Below are 18,274 nucleotides of genomic sequence, written 5' to 3'. Positions count from 1 at the left end.
TCATTCGGCCAGCAGCTTTTCGATATCGGCCATCAGCTCTTCCGGCTTGGTGGTCGGCGCGTAGCGGTTGTAGACCGTGCCGTCTTTACGGATCAGGAATTTGGTGAAGTTCCACTTGATGCCCTCGGTGCCGAGGATGCCCGGCGCGTCCTTCTTCAGCTTCTTGAACAGCGGGTGGGCATTGTCGCCATTGACATCGATCTTGGCGAACAGTGGGAAGGTGACGCCGTAGTTCTTTTCGCAGAAGGCGCCGATTTCACCGGCGTCGCCCGGTTCCTGCGCGCCGAACTGATTGCAGGGGAAGCCCAGCACCTCCACGCCGCGATCCTTGAACTGCTGGTACACCGCTTCCAGTCCCTTGTACTGCGGCGTGAAACCGCACTTGCTGGCGGTGTTGACGATCAAGAGCACCTTGCCCTTGTATTGCCCCAGGTTGACCGGCTGGCCGGACAGGCTATCGGCGCTGATATCGAAAATAGTGCTCATTAAATGATTCCCAAATGTTCGGTGCCGGCCGACAGGTCGCGGTTCTTCGCGGCCTTGCCTTCCAGCTTGATGGCGAGTCGTAGGTCGTTGACCGAATCGGCGTTGCGCAACGCGTCTTCGTAGGTGATCAGGTCTGCCTCGTGCAGATCGAACAGCGACTGGTCAAACGTCTGCATGCCCAGTTCGCGCGATTTCTTCATCAGTTCCTTGATCTCGTGGACCTGGCCCTTGAAGATCAGATCCGAAATCAGCGGAGAATTCAGCATGATTTCGATGGCCACCACGCGGCCTTTGTCCTCCTTCTTCGGAATCAGGCGTTGCGAGACCATGCCCTTCAGGTTCAGCGACAGATCCATCAGCAGCTGCTGGCGGCGCTCTTCCGGGAAGAAGTTGATGATGCGGTCCAGCGCCTGATTGGCGCTGTTGGCGTGCAGCGTGGCCAGGCACAGGTGACCGGTTTCCGCGAAAGCGATCGCGTGGTCCATGGTTTCGCGGTCGCGGATCTCACCGATCTGAATCACATCCGGCGCCTGGCGCAGCGTGTTTTTCAGCGCCACCGCCCAGTCATCGGTATCGACGCCGACCTCGCGCTGGGTGATGATGCAGTTCTTGTGCGGGTGGACGTATTCGACCGGGTCTTCGATGGTGATGATATGGCCATAGCTGTTCTCATTGCGATAGCCGACCATGGCCGCCAGCGTGGTCGACTTGCCCGAGCCGGTGGCGCCGACCATGATGACCAGGCCGCGCTTGGCCATCACCACCTCTTTCAGCACCTCCGGCAGGCCGAGGTCTTCCAGCTTGGGAATCTCCGAGGTGATAGTCCGCAGCACCATCCCGACCGAGCTCATCTGCACAAACGCCGAAACGCGGAAGCGGCCCAGATCGCCGGGGCTGATGGCGAAATTGGCCTCCTTGGTCAGCTCGAACGACGCCGCCTGCTTATCGTTCATGATCGAGCGCGCCAGATCCAGCGTATGAGCGGCGGTCAGCACCTGCGACGACACCGGCGTCATCTTGCCATCGATCTTGATCGCCGGTGGAAAGCCGGCGGTAATAAACAAGTCCGAGCCCTTTTTAGCCAGCATCAGGCGCAGCAAGTCGAACATGAATTTAGAAGCCTGATCGCGTTCCATACTAGATCCTTAATACGGGGGCAAATCCGGGGTCAATCCTCCCAATCACACACGGCCTCTGCCGTATAAGGTCACTACGGCAGAGGCCGTGTGTGATTGGGAGGATTGACCCCAGGTTTTGCCCCGGTTTTAGCCGGGGAAGTTGTCCGGGGTTTTGGCGGCGCTGCGGGCGGCGGCGCTGCTGATGATGTTGCGACGGAGTAGGTCGGTCAGGTTCTGGTCCAGTGTCTGCATGCCGACGCCGCTGCCGGTCTGGATCGCGGAGTACATTTGCGCGACTTTGGCCTCGCGGATCAGATTGCGGATCGCTGGCGTGGCCACCATGATTTCGTGCGCGGCGACGCGGCCGCTGCCGTCTTTGGTCTTTAGCAGCGTTTGCGAGATTACGGCTTGCAGCGATTCGGACAGCATGGCGCGCACCATTTCCTTTTCGTCGGCCGGGAACACGTCGACGATGCGGTCGATGGTCTTGGCCGCCGATGAGGTGTGCAGCGTGCCGAATACCAGGTGGCCCGTTTCAGCCGCCGACAAGGCCAGGCGGATCGTTTCCAGGTCGCGCAGCTCGCCGACTAGGATGCAGTCCGGGTCTTCGCGCAGCGCCGAGCGCAGCGCGTTGTTGAACGACAGTGTGTGCGGTCCCACCTCGCGCTGGTTGATCAGGCATTTCTTGGATTCGTGGACGAATTCGATCGGGTCTTCAATCGTCAGGATGTGGCCGTATTCATTTTCGTTGAGGTGGTTGACCATTGCCGCCAGGGTGGTCGATTTGCCGGAGCCGGTCGGTCCGGTCACCAGCACCAGCCCGCGCGGCTTGAGGGCGAATTCGGCGAAGATCTTGGGCGCGTTCAGTTCTTCCAGGCTGAGGATCTTGGATGGAATCGTTCGCAGCACCGCCGAGGCGCCGCGCTCCTGGTTGTAGGCGTTGACGCGGAACCGCGCCAGCCCGGGGATGGCGAACGAGAAGTCGATTTCCAGCATTTCCTCGTAGACCTTGCGCTGGCCATCGTTCATGATGTCATAGATCATGCCGTGCACATCCTTGTGCTCCAGCGGCGGCAGGTTGATGCGCCGCACGTCGCCGTGCACCCGTATCATCGGCGGCAGCCCGGCCGACAGGTGCAGGTCCGAGGCTTTGTTCTTGACGGAGAATGCGAGTAGTTCGGAAATGTCCATTTATAATCCCTGTGCCCAGACGTTGGTTTGGTCCGTTTTAACGCTTTTTACTCGATGATTATGTCCCCGATTCGCCAGAACTTGCAAGCCATCACCGCGACAATTATTTCCACAGCTCAAGAAGCGGGGCGCGAAGCGGCGGCTGTGCAGCTGTTGGCGGTGTCCAAGACCTTCGGTCCGGAGGCGGTGCTGGAGGCGGTACAGGCCGGCCAGCGCGCCTTTGGCGAGAATTATCTGCAGGAGGGCCTGGACAAGATCCGCGCCGTGCAGGAAGCCGGGGCGCCGGCGCTGGACTGGCATTTCATCGGCCCGATTCAAAGCAACAAGACGCGCCCGATCGCCGAGAACTTCGCCTGGGTGCATACAGTCGAGCGCGAAAAGATCGCGCAGCGGCTGTCGGAGCAGCGGCCGGCCGGTCTGCCGCCGCTGCAGATTTGTTTGCAAGTCAATATCAGTGGTGAAGCCAGCAAGAGCGGCATCGCCCCGGAAGAAGTGGCGGCGCTGGCTCATAAGGTCGCGGCGTTACCGAATCTGACCTTGCGCGGCCTGATGGCGATCCCCGAGCCGGCCGTGGAATTCGCGCAGCAGCGGGCGGCGTTTGCCCGGCTGCGGATTTTATATGAGCAATTGCTTGCCGACGGGCTGGCGCTCGATACGCTGTCGATGGGCATGTCGGCTGACATGCGGGCGGCGATCTTCGAGGGCGCCACCATTGTGCGCGTGGGCAGCGCTATTTTTGGCGCACGAAACTACAACAAGGCTTGAACATGAAAATAGCATTTATCGGCGGCGGCAATATGGCCACCGCCCTGATCGCGGGACTGGCGAACAAACTGACGGCGGGCGCCAATATCCACGTGGTCGACCCTAATGCCGAGGCGCTGGCGCGTTTGCACCAGCAGTACGGCGTCAGCACCGCGAGCGCGACCGATGCGGCGGCGGGCGCCGCCGACGTCATCGTGCTGGCGGTGAAGCCGCAGAATATGCGTGAAGTGGCGGCGCAGCTGCTGCCGTTGCTGGACCAGGCGAAGCAGCCGCTGATCGTGTCGATCGCGGCCGGCATCCGCAGCGTTGATCTGGCGCGCTGGCTCGGTGGATACGATGCCATCGTGCGCTGCATGCCGAATACGCCGGCGCTGATTGGCATGGGCATCACCGGCATGGCGGCCACCGGCGGGGTCAGCGAGGCGCAGCGCAAGCAGGCCGACGATATCCTCAGCGCGGTCGGCCAGACTGTGTGGCTGGACGATGAAAGCAAGATCGACGCCGTCACCGCGGTGTCGGGCAGCGGCCCGGCCTATGTGTTCTATTTCATGGAAGCGATGCAGCAGGCGGCGGCGGAAATGGGCTTGAGCGCGGAGCAGGGGCTGCAGTTGGCCCAGGCTACGTTTGGCGGCGCGGCGCAGCTGGCGGCGCGCTCGACCGAGCCGGTGCAGGTGCTGCGCGAGCGCGTCACCTCGAAAGGCGGCACCACCTATGCCGCCATCACCAGCATGGAAGCCAGCGGCGTCAAGGCCGCCGTGGTGGCCGCCATCAAGGCCGCCCAGGCCCGTGGCAAGGAACTGGGCGACGAGTTGGGTGCTGCTTAAATCAGAAGTGGAATTCGGCGTTGAGCGTCGCCGCCGAACGCTTGGTGCCCGGCGCTTCGGTCGCCGGCGTGCCGAACATATTCTTCCAGTACTCATAGCCGGGGCCGAGATAGAAGGAATGCGGCTTGCCCATCAGGGCGCCGACGTCGAACATCAGTGACGTGCGCGCCAGCGTTTCGGTCTTGGTCTGGACGTGGAAGCCGTCCAGTCCCTTCGGCCCGGTCACGGTGACGAAGCCTTTGAACACCACTGACGCCGGGCCAATGGCGAATGGCGTCATCCAGCTGGTTTCGGCGCGCCACGCGGTATCGTAGTGCACGTCGGCGTGGACGATGCCGTTGTGGTTGGTTTCCTTGCTCAAGCCCGCCGTCACGCTCCAGTAACCGCGCGGCACCGCCAGCTGCACGCTGGGGCCGATCATCCAGGTGCGGCCGGCGGCGGCATAGGCGTCATTCTTGGTATTCAGGTCATAGCCGGTCATCAGGCCGACGTCGCGCACGATGCCGTTGTCGAACTGGGTGCCGAGGATTTTGGCTGCGCTCCAGTTGATCCGGCTCACCGAGTAGATCTCGCGTGCACCGGCGTTGCCGTTGGCCTCGGGGTTGTTGCTGTCCGAGATCAGATAGTCCACATTGAACATATAGCCGCCGTACTGGAAGCCGCCGGTGGTGTTCAGAGTGGCGATCTTCTGCGCCACTTTGGCGTCGCTGCCGGGAAAGTAGAAGTCGCTGGCGTAGCGCGCGCCGACGGTGGTCTCGTTCCAGGATTGTTGTGCGTGTGCGTTGATGCAAAAAGCCAGGGCGATTGCAGGCATGGCGCGCAGGGCCATCGTGCGTTGGTCAGTCATTTGTCTCCGTCCTTGTTGTTACGTGTACCTGAAAACAAGGATGGTAGGCAAAGCGCGCTGCGCTGACCTTGAATAAAAACGATATTCGTTGGGACTTTCGCGTCGCGTATGTATCGGGAATGTTACGAGCTGTTTCCGCAGCCCTGCTTCATCGCCGCGATCCACTCGCGTATCAAAGCCACGCCTTCGCGGTGCACCGAGCTGCGGCCCAGTTCCGGCATCATGATGCCCGGTTCGGCCGAGTTCAGGCGGTACAGCATGATCGAGTCGTCCGGTTGGCCGGGCGCGATGTCGTGACTGCGGCCACCGGTGCCGGCGCCGGCCGCCACCGGCGGTTTGCACAGGCCCAGATGCAGGTCGGCTGGCGCGCCCATGTTCAGATGCAGCGCGGTGGTGTTGGCCGCGCCCTTGTCGTTATGACAGTGGGCGCAGTTGATGTCGAGGTAGGCGCGGGCACGCGCTTCCAATGGTTGCGCGGTGTCGTGCCAGTTGGCGTTGCGCGGCGCGGCGGCGCTGCCATCGGCTGGTAGTCCGCTCAGGTAGCCGATGCGCGCCAGGTAATCCAGCTGATTGGCGCTGGCACCGTCGTAGGTATAGCTGCGGTTCAGGTGACGCGCCTTGAGGCCGATAGGCTGGAACTGGTGTGTTTTCAAATCGGCCACGTGGCAGGAGGCGCACTGGTTCACGTTCGGCACCACGTAGGTGATCTTGTTGCTGCTGTTATCTTCGTGACGTACGTCGAGCGGAATCTGTTCGCCGGTGCGGGCCAGCACGGCGTCGGTCTGCTCGGCGTTCCACACGTAGGGCAGGGCGATCCAGCCACTGGCGCGGCGCACCAGCAGCCGGGTTTCGATCAGCCGCATCCGCGACAGATCGAGTTGCTGGCCTTCGTTGCTGTAGTTGGCCAGCACCGCTTTGCCATCGCCTGCTTTCGGGTAGTAGAAAGTTTTGCTGATGATGGTGCCGACCGGGAAATCGAAGGCGGCGTCGGCGTTGTAGGTAGCGCTCTGGCCTTTCGGCATCCAGATGGTGCGCAGCTTGTGCGCGTAGTCGGTGAACAGCGCGGTGTTGAGGTCATACGGCACCACGCCCTGATTCAGATTCAGCTGGCCGCCGCTGGCGGCCATCAGATGCCAGTCGCTGAGCTTGGCGGGATTGCCGTCGACGATGAAGCTGACCGGCGCCTGGCTTTGCGTGCAGGCGGCCAGTGCGAGCGCGCCAGCCGCAAACCACCACGACCTCATGACTGCGCGGCCAGCTGCGTGATGGTCACTGGCGGCAGCTTGGCCAGTTCGCAGCGGAACGGCGCGGCGTCCTTGCTGGGGTTCTTGTATTTGCCGGGACCGTCGGCGTTCAGCACCTCGGCATCCTTCTGCACGCAGATGCGCTGCTCGGGCGGCAGCGCGCCCTTGACCAGCAGTTTGGTGTCGACATAGCCATCCCATATCACGTCGGGGAAGTGGCCGCCCAGGCCGTACATGGCGATCTTCAGCGCTTTCAGATCGAGGCCATCGGGTGAATCGCCGCCGCCCTTGAAGCGGTTGCCGTAGACGTAGATCGCTTTTGGATACGGATCGTAATTGGCAGCGACGCCTTTCTCGGTGTAGTAGCCGGTCGAGTGGTAGCTGGAGATGATGACGTTGGCGGTCTGGTTGTCGGTGACGTCGTTGTCGAAGATCTCCACCTTGGAGTTGGAGTTGATGACGATGCCGGAGCCGGCCGGCACGCTGGCCACGGCGGTGCCGCGCGCGGCGAAGTTGCCAAGGTTGTTCTTGTCGACCTTGTTCTTGTAGACGCGCGTGCTATGGCCGGGCTGCGACAGGTTGGGCATGTTGAACACCAGGATGCCGCCGGTGTTGTTGGTGGCGACGTTGTCGTAGACATCGGCGTTGACGGTGTTTTCAATCTCGATGCCGGCCACATTGCCCTCGGCGCGCGAGCGGCGCACGATCACGCCATTGGATTGGCCGACGTAGATGCCGGCGTCGGAGGCACCGATCGCCACGCTGTCCTCGATCAGCACGTTTTTGGTTTTGACCGGGTAGATGCCGTAGGCGCCGTTGGTGACTTTAGGGCCGCCGGTCCATTGCACCTTGACCTTGCGGATGGTGATGGTGTCGCCGTCGTTGATCTTCAGGCCATCGCCCTTGGAGTCTTCGATGGTGAGGTTTTCGATGGTGAAGCCGTTACCGTAGACCAGCATGCCTTCCGGCCCGGTGACCTGGCCTTTGAACGAGAGGATGGTCTGCTCCATGCCGGCACCACGGATGGTGACGCCATCGGCGCGCAGCGACAGGCCGGAGGTGAGGTGATAGGTGCCGGCGGGGATTTCGATGACGGTGCCGGGCTTGGCGTCGAGCAGTTGCTCCTGCAGCTTCTTCTGGAACGCCGCATCGGCGCTGGCCTTTTCCGCCGACACCGGCGGGCCGTCGGTCTTGCTACAGGCGGCCAGCAGGACGACGATGAAACCACATACAGCGAATACGCGTAATGCCCCGTTCATCTGCTATCCCCCTTCAACTTTTTGTTATTCAGGCGCTAGTCGAGATTTAGTATATCAGTAAGTTTTATTGGGATTGCAAGATTAAAAGACTTGTAGCATTTTTGGATCTGGTTTAGCATAGTCCCTCCAATCACGGCCAACCCATTCAGAAAGGAGATAGCAATGCAAAACGTCACCATCACCGCTTCCCCTTGGGCTTGGCGTCTGCTGACTTCCTGATTTAATTCATCCGCAAGTTCTCGCACCCGTAGCGGCGATCTTTTGCCGGTGCGTTGCCACGCCCATCCTCAATTTCATTTCAGGATAAGGCTCCGTTATGGGCAATTTTATTCAACAGATTTCTGACCGTGTGACGGTCATTGCATCCGCTCGCCTGTGGCTTGAGGACGCTGCAGTACAACAACTGACAACGACGGCTGGCTTGCCGGGGATGCTGAAGGTGGCAGGCCTGCCGGATTTGCATCCCGGTCGCGGCTATCCGGTCGGTGCGGCATTTTTTAGTGTAGGGCGCTTTTACCCCGCGTTGGTCGGCAACGATATCGGTTGCGGCATGGCGTTATGGCAGACGGATTTGCCCGCCGGCAGGGGGAAACTCGATAAGCTGGACAAGCAGATTGGCAATCTTGACCAACCGGTCAATGACGATGAGTGGGCCGTGCTGGTGGGTTCCGATCAATCGCTGCTTGAACGCAGGGAGGCGCTGTCGGAAGCACTAGCGGTAGCGGGTTTAGGGCAGGAGCACCTGCGCTCGCTGGGAACGATCGGCAGGGGCAACCACTTTGCCGAGTTACAGATGATAGATCAGCTCGAATGTGCAGATAGTGTTAGTGGCGCCGGCGTGGAGCACAAGTGTTTGCAGTTGCTGGTGCACAGCGGCTCGCGCGGGTTGGGGCAGGCTGTGTTGTCCAGCCATGTCGCGGCGTTTGGCCATTCCGGGCTGGCGCCCGAAGGCATCGCGGCACAGGCATATCTGCAACAACATGCCGCCGCTGTACAGTTTGCCGAATTGAACCGGGCGCTGATCGGTGCGCGCATACTGCATCGCTTGCGCTGCCGGGCGAGGCTGGTTCTGGACGTCAATCACAACACGGTCACGCCGGCTCGAATCGACGATCAACTGGGCTGGCTGCATCGCAAGGGCGCGACCCCTTCCGACTGCGGGCTGGTCATGTTGCCGGGGTCGCGCGACGATTACAGCTACATGTTGGAACCTCTGACTGACCATTGTGCTGTGAGTTTGCAGTCGCTGGCTCATGGCGCGGGGCGCAAATGGCAGCGGAGCGAATGCAAGGACCGCTTGATTGCGCGCGCTACGCCGTCGCAGTTAAGCCGTACTTCGTTGGGAGGGCGAGTCATCTGCAATGACCGTGCGCTGATCTATGAGGAGGCGGCGCAGGCATACAAGCGTGTTGACAGTGTGCTGGCCTGCCTGGTGGGTGCAGGGCTGGTGCGGGTGCTGTATCGCAGTAAGCCGGTGCTGACGTATAAAACACGAGGGGAGTGCTGCTGATGATAGTACTCCAATTATCGGCCAATTCTGGCCCGGCGGAATGCTGCCTCGGCGTTCAGCATGCGTTGCGCCGTCTGTTTGAGGAGGCGGAGGCCAGCGCTGTGCATATCGAATTGCTGGAGCAGGAGCCAGGACCGGTCAACGGTACCTTGCGTTCGGTACTGTTGCAACTGGAGGGCCAGGCGGCATCCGTGCTGGCGCAGCGATGGAGCGGGAGTATTTTGTGGGTGTGCCAGAGTCCTTATCGGATACAGCACAAGCGCAAGAATTGGTTCCTGCAGGGCTCTGTGTTCCGCTGCGCCGATGCACTGCCGACCGAGGGGGAAATTCGCTATGAGGCGATACGTGCTTCCGGCCCCGGTGGGCAACACGTCAACAAGACTGACAGCGCGATCCGCGCGACGCATATGGCGACGGGCATCTCGGTCAAGGTGCAGTCTCAGCGCAGCCAGCATGCCAATAAGCGGCTTGCTGCGCAATTACTGTCTATCAAACTGGCCGAACTGGTCGAGGGAGAGCGTGAACGCCAGCGACAGCTCCGGCATCGCCAGCACAGGCTGGCGGAGCGCGGCAACGCCCAGCGGATTTTCATGGGCAGTCACTTTGCCGAGCGGCTTGAGTCGTGAGATGCTGGAGCGTTATTTCCGGGCGATCAGCAGGCCTAGGACGACGCCGATGGCGGCGCCGATGCCGGCCGCTTGCCACGGGTTGTTGCGCACGTAGCTATCGACCGTGTCGGCGGCGTTGCGGCTGTGGGCCAGGAAGCTGTCTTCCAGCTTGCGCAGGTCGCTCCTGGCGGTGCTGAGCGCATCGTCAAAACGGGCGCGGGTTTCGGCGCTGATGCCGCCGGCTTGTTCGACACTATCCGTCAGCCATTTCTCGGCTTCGCTGATGGTGTGCGTCAGCTCATTCATCAGCTTGTCGCGGGCGGTGGCGCTGGCGGCCTGGCTGTCGGCGATGGCCGCCTGGCCGTTCAAGGGAGTTTGTTCCATGGTGACCTCGTCTGTATTGTCCGGTGGGATGGGCTAAACAGTGTAAGTATGGGCGAAGACTCTTTTTTGTGCGCGCTCAATTGTGCTCAGCGCAGCGCGTAGTCGAGTACCACGCCGGCAAAGATCACGCCGCCCAGCCAGTTGTTGTGACGGAAGGCGTAGAAGCAGCCGTCGCGATCGCGGTCGCGAATCAGCGTGTAGTGGTAGCAGGCGATGCCGGCCGCCACCGCCAGTCCGGCCACGAACCACAGCCGCAATCCCTGCTGCCAGCCGCACAGCAGCAGGATCACCAGGTGCATGGCGTAGCAGAACATGACGATCGCCACATCGTAACGGCCGAAGGTGATGGCCGAGGTCTTGATGCCGATCTTCAGGTCGTCATCGCGATCGACCATGGCGTATTCGGTATCGTAGGCCAGGGTCCAGAAGATATTCCCGACCAGCAGCAGCCAGGCCAGCGGTGGTACTTGATTCTGGATCGCGGCAAACGCCATCGGAATGCCGAAGCCGAACGCGATCCCCAGATACGCCTGCGGTATCGCGAAGAAGCGTTTGAAATATGGATAGGTGCCGGCAATGATCACCGCCGCCACCGACATCTGCTTGGTCAGCGCGTTCAGCGGCAGGATCAGGCAGAAGGCGATAATCGCCAGCAGCGCCGCGATCGCCAGCGCTTCCTTGCCGCTGACGCGGCCGCTGGTGATGGGCCGCTGCGCGGTGCGCTTGACGTGCTTGTCGAAATCCTGGTCCGCATAGTCATTGATGGCGCAGCCTGCGGAGCGCATCAGGAAGGTGCCGAGCGTGAAGATCAGCAGCAAATGCCAGTCCGGCACGCCGTCGGCCGCCAGCCACATCGCATACAGCGTAGGCCACAGCAGCAAAACGGTACCGATAGGTTTGTCCAGGCGGATCAGGCGGAAGTACAACGGCAGCTTGTTCATATGCCAAGTTGAATAACAGGAAAGCGATGATTATCGCAAATCCTGCGCTCGCCTGTCATTGATCAGCGCAGAGGGTGGTGATGCCGGGCAGGTTGCACGATGCGACCACCTCGCAGACGGCGTCGATGGCGGCCTTGCGGGTGAAGCTTTTACGCCACACGATCACCACGCGGCGCGATGGCGCTGGCTCGTCGAAGGCGCGGAATTGCAGCATGCCGTCGCGCGTCTCCATGTCCGGCACCGAGGCGCGCGGCAGCACGGTCAGGCCGATGCCGCTGGCCACCATGTGGCGGATGGTCTCCAGCGACGAACCTTCAAAAGTACGCTGCATGCCATTGCCCGGCGCCGAGAAGCGCGCCATTTCCGGACACACTTCCAGCACCTGATCGCGGAAGCAGTGGCCGTTACCGAGCAACAGCATGTTCTCGGTCTTGAGGTCGTCGGCGGGGATGGTGCGGCGCTTGGTCCAGGGATGTTGCGATGGCATCGCCACCACAAACGGTTCGTCGTACAACACTTGCATCGCCATGCCGTGCTCGGGCAGTGGCAGCGCCATGATGGCGGCGTCCAGCTCGCCCTGGCGCAGCATCTCCAGCAGCTTGACGGTGAAGTTTTCTTGCAGGATTAAAGGCATCTGCGGCACTTTGTCGATCATGCCCTTGACCAGCGGTGGCAGCAGATAAGGGCCGATGGTGTAGATCACACCCAGACGCAGCGGGCCAGCCAGCGGATCCTTGTTCTGCTTGGCCAGTTCCTTGATGGCGGCGGTTTGTTCGAGCACGCGCTCGGCCTGGGCGACGATTTGCGCGCCCAGCGGCGTGACCGAGATTTCGGCGCCGCCCCGTTCAAACAGGACCACGCCCAATTCATCTTCCAGTTTCTTGATGGCGACCGACAGCGTAGGCTGGGCGACATAACAGGCTTCGGCTGCGTGTCCGAAGTGTTTAGCCCTTGCCACGGCAACAATATATTTCAGTTCGGTCAGTGTCATGAATGTATTTGAACACAGGCGATGCTGGGATGCAATAAAGGAACGCCAAGTTGAGCTATTGTAGCGGAATGCTGTCGATATAATGCAGCGTAAACTTGAAAGGCGATGTATGTCCTCCACATTTGGTCCCGAAGAAGCCCAGGCGTATTTGCACAAGCTGCTGAAGGTGATGCACCACACCGGCGGTTCGGATTTATTCATTTCGGCCGACTTCCCACCGAGTATGAAATCGCAAGGCGCGATGAAGCCACTGAGCCAGCAGAAGCTGACTGGTAGCGTGACGCGCGCGCTGGCGCTGTCGATCATGAATGAGAAGCAGCAGCGCGAGTTCGAGACTGAACTGGAATGCAACTTTGCCATCTCGCTACCGGACGTGTGCCGCTTCCGCGTCAACGTCTACGTGCAGCAGCAGAATGTGGCAATGGTGATACGCACGATTGCCTCCGAGATCCCGTCGCTGGAAAAACTTCAACTGCCTGAAGTCCTCAAGGACATCATCATGACCAAGCGCGGCCTGGTGCTGGTGGTGGGCGGCACCGGCTCCGGCAAGTCGACCACGCTGGCGGCGATGATCGATCACCGCAACGCCAACTCGGCCGGCCACATCATCACGGTCGAAGATCCGGTCGAATATGTGCATAAAAACAAAGGCTGTCTGATCACGCACCGCGAAGTCGGCGTCGACACGCTGTCATGGCACAACGCGTTGAAGAACACGCTGCGCCAGGCGCCGGACGTGATCCTGATCGGCGAGATCCGCGACACCGAAACCATGGAGCACGCGATCGCGTTTGCCGAGACCGGGCACCTGTGTCTGGGCACGCTGCACGCCAACAACGCCAACCAGACCATGGACCGCATCATCAACTTCTTCCCCGAGGAGCGGCGCGCGCAGTTGCTGATGGACCTGTCGTCGAATCTGCGCGCGATCGTGTCGCAGCGCTTGATACGCACCGAGGACGGCAAGGGCCGCAAGGCCGCGATTGAAATCCTGCTCAACACGCCGACCATCGCCGAGATGATCTTCAAGGGCAATTTCCAGTCGATCAAGGAAATCATGGCCAAGTCGCGCGAGCTGGGCATGTGTACTTTCGACCAGGCGCTGTTCGAACTTTATAATAAGGGCTATATCGCCTACGAAGAAGCGCTGCGCAACGCCGATTCGGCCAATGGCCTGCGGCTGCAGATCAAGCTGCATGGCGGCCGCGCGGAACCAAGCGAAGGTGGCGGCGCGTTTGGCGCGCTGAGCATCGAAGAAGACAAACCTGAAGACGAAGAATCCAAGACCTGACCATGCCTCAATTTGAAGACAAGATTTGTACCCGCGCCGAACTGGCCGCACGCGTTGCCGCACTGCCCAAGCCGGTGGTGTTGACCAACGGCGTATTCGACATCCTGCACCGCGGCCACGTCACCTATCTGGCGCAGGCACGCGCGCTGGGCGCATCGCTGGTGGTGGCGGCCAATACCGACGCTTCCGTCAAGCGACTGGGCAAGGGCGACGACCGTCCGCTCAACAACTGCGCCGACCGCATGGCGGTGCTGGCGTCGCTGGAGTCGGTCAGCCTGGTGGTGGACTTTGACGAAGACACCGCGCTGGAAGTGGTGCAGCAAGCGCGTCCCGAAATCTACGCCAAGGGCGGCGATTACCAGATGGACGCCATCCCCGAAGGCAAAGCCGTGATCGCCTACGGCGGCGAAGCGGTCGCCATCGATTTTGAGCACGACCGTTCGACCACCAAGCTGCTGGCCAAGGTACGCTCGTTCAAATGAGGATCATCCTGATCCTGGTGGCGGTGCTGGCCTTCCTGCTGGCGTTGTGGGGGCCGCCGCTGATGGTCGCGCGCAAATTCTGGCTGCGCAACAATCCTTGGGCCTTCCGCAACCTGCGCTTCGTATTGCCGGCGCAGCTGATCGCCGCCGTCGCGCTCGCGTTTGCCGCCGAATTCTCCGGCCTGCGCAACCCCGCCGCCATCATGGCCGCCACCACGCTGCTGGTCGGCCTGCTCGGCGCCGGCCTGCTGGCCCTGCTCGCCCTGTGGGGCGCCCGCCGTTAAATAAGAGGGGCCGCTCCGCGAGGTGCGGCGAAAAGACGGGGTCAGGTCCATCATTTCTACACGAGCTGGGCTTTAGCGGTACACTCGCTGGCATGGCCACTCACGAAATCGATCTGCGCAGTTACGACACGCCGTTCTCGGATGCGCATGACTACGCCCAGATGGTCCTGCCGCTCAAGGGCCGGCTGACGCTGGACATCAACGGCAACAGCGGCCTGCTGCATCCGTTGCGCGCGGCCTATATCGCGCCGGGCCTGGTGCACACGCAGTTTTCGCACGAAGCGAATGCCTCGCTGATCCTGGATTTCGACCTGGCCGCCGTTTCGCCCGAAACTGCGGGCCGATTGTCCGAGCGGCCGTTCACACCGATTAGCGAAGCCACCAGCAAGCTGGTCGACTTCATGGGCATGCTGCAGGCGCAAGGCTCGGCCAGCGCCGGTGTGCTGGCCAACTGGACACCGTTGCTGCTGGAATCGTTGACGGCGCAAACCATCCGTCCCGTCTCGCGCCTGCAAGCCGCGTTGACGCGCTTTGAAGCACAGCCCGGCCAGCCGTGGAATACCGACAGCATGGCCAAGCTGGCCTGCATGAGCGTCAGCAGCCTGCATCGCGTATTCCGTGAAGAGCTGGACACCACGCCGCAAGCCTGGCTGAACGCGATGCGCCTGCGCTACGTCTGTCGCCAACTGGTGGAATCCTCGCTGCCGATCGCGCAACTGGCCACCTTGGCCGGCTACGCCGATCAGAGCGCGCTGACGCATGCTATGCGGCGCGCGATGGACATCACACCGCTGGCCTACCGCAAGCAGAATCAGACAAAAATCCGCTAGTCCCACACAATCCTCATCGGCCGTGCGCCGCCACAATGCTGTTCAAAAGGAGAATCAGCATGTGGTATGGCGTGTTATGCGGCCTTGCGGCCGGAGCCTTCTGGGGCACGATCTTTGTGATGCCGCGCTGGCTGGCGGCGTTTTCGCCGATGGAGCTGGCGCTGGGACGCTATCTGGCCTATGGGCTGATCACGCTGGTGTTGCTGTTGCCGCGTCTGCGCGGCCTGCTACGCCGGTTGACGCGGGCCGATTGCGCGGTGCTGCTGCGCCACGCGCTGGCCGGCAACATCGTGTACTACCTGCTGCTGTCGGGCGGCGTGCAACTGGCGGGTGTGGCGCCAGCGTCGCTGATTATCGGTCTGCTGCCGTTGAGCGTGACCTTGCTGGGACGGCGCGATCATGGCGCGCTGCCGCTGCGTCAGCTGGTCTGGCCGCTGGCGCTGGTGGTGGCGGGCATAGTCTGCATCAACGTCGATGTGTTCAACCATGCGGCATCACAGCAGATGGCTTGGCCGCGCGTGGCGCTGGGCATGCTGGGCGCGTTTGGTGCGCTGCTGTGCTGGACTTGGTACGCGGTCGATAACGCGCGCTTTCTCAAGCGGAATCCGCATTACAGCGGCGCCGAGTGGTCCGGCCTGTATGGCTTGAGTACCGGCTTGGTGGCGCTGGCGATGGGTGTGATCGCGCTGGCGGTCGGCGGTGTCGGCGGGCCGGGCGAGGGCGGCGTGATGCGCGATTGGTTGCGCTTCTGGAGCGTGGTCAGCCTGGTGGCGCTGGGCGCGTCGGTGATCGGCAACCAGCTGTGGAATCTCGCCAGCCGGCGCGTGCCGGTTACGCTGTCCGGGCAACTGCTGTTGTTTGAGACCTTGTTCGGCCTGCTGTACGGTTTTGTTTATCAGCAGCAGATGCCGCGTCCTCTGGAGCTGACGGCGATTGTGTTGCTGATCGCCGGGGTGGCCGGCTCGGTATGGCTGCACGCGCGGCCGGCGCCACATCAATCCGACGGCGGTGCCGGGACTTCGTGCACGTCGCGCACCTCGACGTGACCGGTGAATTCGGTGCGCTTGAGAGCATCGTGCACCGACACGCTGACCAGCTTGACCAACTGCTGCGCCAGCGCACCCTTGTTCTCATCCTGCAGGACGCCGCGCAGTTCGCCGCGCTCGTCAGCTATCTTCTGCTTGCTGTAGGTGGTGCGCTGCGAAATCACCTGCAGCGTGGCCGGATCGATCTGCCACACCGTGATGTAGGAGTAGGGCGCGGCGTAGCTGTTGGCGTACACCGTATCGTGGTTCAGCGTCGCCACCTCCGGGCCGGCGGTGGAGCGCGCGTTGGTGGAGCAGGCGCTGTCGGCCGACTGGCATAGCGGCTTGAGCAACAAGCCCATGCCTTCCAGATTGGCCGCCATATCATCCTTGTCAAGCGCGCGGTAAGCGGGCGTGACGACGATGACGCGCTCCCACGCGGTCCGCTGCGGCTGCTGTTTCAGATAGTCGAGCACGGCGTCCAGACTGGCCTGGCCGCGCTGCTCATGTGGCGTGGTGCGCAGGTTCGGCGGCCGCATCGCGATGGTGATGCGCTGGCTGCCGGGATAGGCCGTCTCCACCATGGCATCGAGATCGCGCAGTACCAGCTTGTTGAGCAGATTGTCGGCCACCGGCAGCGCGGTGCGCTTATAGGGCGACATGTTCGAGCCGATGCCTTGCTCTTCGATGACGACGTTAAACGTGTCGCCCAGTGCGGCGATCAGCACATAAGTGGGCTGCTGGCCGTATGCGTCCGGCGGCAGACTGATGGTGAGCAGGCAGAGCAGGGACAGCAGACGGCGCATGAACGGACTCCGGTGTCAGGAGCCACCATCATAGCCGTTCTGGCGCCAGGCTTCGAATACCACCACCGCCACCGTATTGGACAGGTTCATGCTGCGGTTGTCCGGACGCATCGGCAGGCGGATGCGCTGCGCCGGCGCGAAATTTTCGCGCAGCGCCACCGGCAGGCCGGCGGTTTCGGAGCCGAACACGAATACATCGCCCGGCTGGAACTGGCATTGCGCGAACGGCGACGAGCCGTGCGTGGTCATGGCGAACATGCGGCTTGGATCGGGTTGCAGCGCGGCCAGGAAAGCATCCCAGTCCTTGTGTACTTTCATGCGGGCGTACTCGTGGTAATCGAGGCCGGCGCGTTTCAGTTTGGAGTCTTCCAGCGGGAAGCCCAGCGGTTCGATCAGATGCAACTGGGCGCCGGTGTTGGCGCACAGGCGGATGACATTGCCGGTGTTCGGCGGAATTTCTGGATGGACCAGGACGACGTGGAACAAAGCGTTCTCCTTGTATAAATCAATGTGGCGGCGTGCGGGCGAACACGAAGTTGCTCACCTGCGCGGCGCCATGGCGTTTCAATGTGGCCGCCAGTTCGTTCAGCGTGTGGCCGCTGGTCATCACATCGTCGACGACGCCGATGTGACGGCCGGCCACCAGCGCCGCATCCGGCACCACGAAGGCGCCGGCGATGTTCTGCTGGCGCTGGTCGGGCGCGACGCTGCTCTGGGCGGCGGTATCCTGCACGCGCAGCACCAGCCGGGCATGCAGCGCCACGCCCATGCAGCGTGCCAGCGGCCGGGCGATCTCCAGCGCCTGGTTGTAGCCGCGCTCGGCCAAACGACGCGGCCCCAGCGGTACCGGGCACAGCAGCGCGGGCAGGACCAGATCCGGCGTGCGCAGCGCAACATCGCGCAGCAGACCGGCAAACAGCGGCGCCAGCGCCAGCCGATGACCAAACTTCAGCTGCAACACCAACTGATCAACCGGCAGCGCGTAATCGGCCGCCACCAGCGTGCGATCGAACGCCGGCGGCTCCGCCAGACACGCGCCGCACAGCCAACTCAGCCAACCGCCGAGCTCGTGTTCAATTTCCGGACCTGACCCCGGAGTGGACATGTCCACTTCGGGGTCAGGTCCGGAAAGTGGACACGGGCTGGGCAGTGGGTTGGCGCAGCGGGGGCAGCGGGGGCGTGTGGTGGCGAGGCATTGGTGGATGCAACCGGGGCAGACGGCGGCGTCGCTGGCACCGCCGCACAGGGCGCAGGCGCCTGGCAGCAGGTGCCGCAGCAGCCAGCGGCCGGCGCTTGTCGCGATCGCTATCTTGCTATTCATGCCACGCTCCCGCTGCTGAAAACCGGCCCGGTCGTCGTCGCGATGGCGTGCAACCATGTACACTGCC

The 18,274-nt window shown here is 62.2% G+C and carries 21 protein-coding genes; 9 read left to right on the top strand and 12 right to left on the bottom strand.

All coding sequences use genetic code 11. The annotated features are described in order from the left end of the window. The 3 genes from GJ699_RS17145 to GJ699_RS17135 form a co-directional block, all read right to left on the bottom strand. A complete protein-coding gene (locus GJ699_RS17145; protein ID WP_154378380.1) occupies window positions 1-486 on the bottom strand; it encodes a glutathione peroxidase in 486 nt (161 codons plus the stop codon). Next, window positions 486-1,622 (bottom strand): PilT/PilU family type 4a pilus ATPase, encoded by a 1,137-nt coding sequence (locus GJ699_RS17140; RefSeq protein ID WP_154378379.1) that lies wholly within the window; start codon window positions 1,620-1,622, stop codon window positions 486-488. Before GJ699_RS17140 ends, GJ699_RS17145 begins: the two co-directional genes overlap by 1 nt. 129 nt (window positions 1,623-1,751) lie before the next feature. Beyond that, window positions 1,752-2,795 (bottom strand): type IV pilus twitching motility protein PilT, encoded by a 1,044-nt coding sequence (locus GJ699_RS17135; protein WP_154378378.1) that lies wholly within the window; start codon window positions 2,793-2,795, stop codon window positions 1,752-1,754. A 60-nt stretch (window positions 2,796-2,855) separates the two neighbouring features. Here GJ699_RS17135 and GJ699_RS17130 point away from each other — a divergent pair, with 60 nt between their 5' ends. Further along, window positions 2,856-3,560: a YggS family pyridoxal phosphate-dependent enzyme gene (locus GJ699_RS17130; protein WP_154378377.1), complete on the top strand. Its 705-nt coding sequence runs from the start codon at window positions 2,856-2,858 to the stop codon at window positions 3,558-3,560. A gap of 2 nt (window positions 3,561-3,562) precedes the next feature. Continuing rightward, entirely contained in the window at window positions 3,563-4,384 is an 822-nt protein-coding gene (gene proC / locus GJ699_RS17125) for a pyrroline-5-carboxylate reductase (protein WP_154378376.1), read from the top strand. Between the two features lies 1 nt (window position 4,385). Here proC and GJ699_RS17120 read toward each other — a convergent pair whose 3' ends face one another. The 3 genes from GJ699_RS17120 to GJ699_RS17110 form a co-directional block, all read right to left on the bottom strand. Then, on the bottom strand, window positions 4,386-5,231 hold the full coding sequence (locus GJ699_RS17120) for a hypothetical protein (protein ID WP_154378375.1): 846 nt from the start codon (window positions 5,229-5,231) through the stop codon (window positions 4,386-4,388). A 122-nt stretch (window positions 5,232-5,353) separates the two neighbouring features. Next, entirely contained in the window at window positions 5,354-6,475 is a 1,122-nt protein-coding gene (locus GJ699_RS17115; protein WP_154378374.1) for an SO2930 family diheme c-type cytochrome, read from the bottom strand. After that, a complete protein-coding gene (locus GJ699_RS17110) occupies window positions 6,472-7,734 on the bottom strand; it encodes a parallel beta-helix domain-containing protein (RefSeq protein WP_154378373.1) in 1,263 nt (420 codons plus the stop codon). The genes GJ699_RS17115 and GJ699_RS17110 overlap by 4 nt, the downstream gene beginning before the upstream one ends. Before the next feature lie 316 nt (window positions 7,735-8,050). On the opposite strand from GJ699_RS17110, the gene GJ699_RS17105 reads away from it, so the two are divergent. Then, on the top strand, window positions 8,051-9,244 hold the full coding sequence (locus GJ699_RS17105) for an RNA ligase RtcB family protein (RefSeq protein ID WP_154378372.1): 1,194 nt from the start codon (window positions 8,051-8,053) through the stop codon (window positions 9,242-9,244). After that, complete coding sequence (gene prfH / locus GJ699_RS17100) at window positions 9,244-9,870, top strand: peptide chain release factor H (protein WP_154378371.1); 627 nt, start codon at window positions 9,244-9,246, stop codon at window positions 9,868-9,870. Before GJ699_RS17105 ends, prfH begins: the two co-directional genes overlap by 1 nt. A 12-nt stretch (window positions 9,871-9,882) precedes the next feature. On the opposite strand, the gene GJ699_RS17095 is transcribed toward prfH, so the two are convergent. The 3 genes from GJ699_RS17095 to GJ699_RS17085 form a co-directional block, all read right to left on the bottom strand. Then, on the bottom strand, window positions 9,883-10,236 hold the full coding sequence (locus GJ699_RS17095; RefSeq protein ID WP_154378370.1) for an ElaB/YgaM/YqjD family protein: 354 nt from the start codon (window positions 10,234-10,236) through the stop codon (window positions 9,883-9,885). A gap of 86 nt (window positions 10,237-10,322) precedes the next feature. Beyond that, complete coding sequence (gene ubiA / locus GJ699_RS17090) at window positions 10,323-11,177, bottom strand: 4-hydroxybenzoate octaprenyltransferase (protein ID WP_154378369.1); 855 nt, start codon at window positions 11,175-11,177, stop codon at window positions 10,323-10,325. A gap of 55 nt (window positions 11,178-11,232) precedes the next feature. After that, window positions 11,233-12,168: a hydrogen peroxide-inducible genes activator gene (locus tag GJ699_RS17085; protein ID WP_154378368.1), complete on the bottom strand. Its 936-nt coding sequence runs from the start codon at window positions 12,166-12,168 to the stop codon at window positions 11,233-11,235. 109 nt (window positions 12,169-12,277) lie between these two features. Between GJ699_RS17085 and GJ699_RS17080 the strand changes: the two genes are divergently transcribed. From GJ699_RS17080 to GJ699_RS17060, 5 genes are all read left to right on the top strand, one after another. Beyond that, a complete protein-coding gene (locus GJ699_RS17080) occupies window positions 12,278-13,459 on the top strand; it encodes a PilT/PilU family type 4a pilus ATPase (protein ID WP_154378366.1) in 1,182 nt (393 codons plus the stop codon). 2 nt (window positions 13,460-13,461) lie between these two features. Beyond that, window positions 13,462-13,941 carry a D-glycero-beta-D-manno-heptose 1-phosphate adenylyltransferase gene (gene rfaE2, locus GJ699_RS17075; protein ID WP_154378364.1) on the top strand — a complete coding sequence of 160 codons (480 nt, stop codon included), beginning with the start codon at window positions 13,462-13,464 and terminating at the stop codon, window positions 13,939-13,941. Beyond that, window positions 13,938-14,225 (top strand): hypothetical protein, encoded by a 288-nt coding sequence (locus GJ699_RS17070; protein WP_154378362.1) that lies wholly within the window; start codon window positions 13,938-13,940, stop codon window positions 14,223-14,225. The genes rfaE2 and GJ699_RS17070 overlap by 4 nt, the downstream gene beginning before the upstream one ends. A 92-nt stretch (window positions 14,226-14,317) precedes the next feature. After that, on the top strand, window positions 14,318-15,055 hold the full coding sequence (locus tag GJ699_RS17065; RefSeq protein WP_154378360.1) for an AraC family transcriptional regulator: 738 nt from the start codon (window positions 14,318-14,320) through the stop codon (window positions 15,053-15,055). A 59-nt stretch (window positions 15,056-15,114) separates the two neighbouring features. Further along, window positions 15,115-16,101, top strand: coding sequence for a DMT family transporter (locus tag GJ699_RS17060; RefSeq protein WP_154378358.1), 987 nt, complete (start codon window positions 15,115-15,117; stop codon window positions 16,099-16,101). On the opposite strand, the gene GJ699_RS17055 is transcribed toward GJ699_RS17060, so the two are convergent. Genes GJ699_RS17055 through GJ699_RS17045 form a run of 3 tightly spaced genes read right to left on the bottom strand, consistent with a single transcriptional unit; the run spans window position 16,050 to window position 18,207 of the window. Then, window positions 16,050-16,886, bottom strand: a complete 837-nt coding sequence (locus GJ699_RS17055; RefSeq protein ID WP_154378356.1) for a hypothetical protein — start codon at window positions 16,884-16,886, stop codon at window positions 16,050-16,052. The two genes, GJ699_RS17060 and GJ699_RS17055, sit on opposite strands and share 52 nt — an antisense overlap. Before the next feature lie 15 nt (window positions 16,887-16,901). Continuing rightward, entirely contained in the window at window positions 16,902-17,372 is a 471-nt protein-coding gene (gene trmL, locus GJ699_RS17050; RefSeq protein ID WP_154378354.1) for a tRNA (uridine(34)/cytosine(34)/5-carboxymethylaminomethyluridine(34)-2'-O)-methyltransferase TrmL, read from the bottom strand. Between the two features lie 19 nt (window positions 17,373-17,391). Next, window positions 17,392-18,207: a ComF family protein gene (locus GJ699_RS17045; RefSeq protein WP_154378352.1), complete on the bottom strand. Its 816-nt coding sequence runs from the start codon at window positions 18,205-18,207 to the stop codon at window positions 17,392-17,394. Between the last annotated feature and the right edge of the window lie 67 nt (window positions 18,208-18,274).

Source organism: Duganella guangzhouensis (assembly GCF_009674535.1).
GTDB lineage: Bacteria > Pseudomonadota > Gammaproteobacteria > Burkholderiales > Burkholderiaceae_D > Rugamonas > Rugamonas guangzhouensis.
Note: the sequence above shows the minus strand (reverse complement) of the source record. Positions and strands in the feature narration are given on the sequence as shown.